Origin of the sequence: Massilia glaciei (assembly GCF_003011895.2) — a bacterium.
Lineage (GTDB): Bacteria > Pseudomonadota > Gammaproteobacteria > Burkholderiales > Burkholderiaceae_D > Telluria_A > Telluria_A glaciei.
The window spans coordinates 1-201 of record NZ_PXWF02000336.1 but is presented as its reverse complement, the minus strand read 5'-3'; the positions used below and the strand labels follow the sequence as shown (position 1 = coordinate 201).

The 201-nt window shown below is 54.7% G+C and carries 1 pseudogene; it reads right to left on the bottom strand.

What is annotated here, in order from left to right:
• Positions 1 to 201: pseudogene (locus tag C7C56_RS29535) on the bottom strand (IS4 family transposase); the annotation flags it as partial.

The following is a 201-nucleotide window of genomic DNA, read 5'->3' as shown; positions in this document are numbered from 1 at the left end:
CGCAAGTGTAGCCGGAGTTGCCGGATTTCTCGACGCGCATGCAAAACGGAATTTGTCGCTTTATTAACACCGCCACCAGCCACGAAGCAGGGTAGCCGCGATCAAGCAGAAGCAAGTCGGTTGGGCCAAGTAGGTCTAGATGTTGGAACACCATTTGCCGTTCGCCACATTCCTTGATCGCATGCAGCGAAGCGGCAAGCA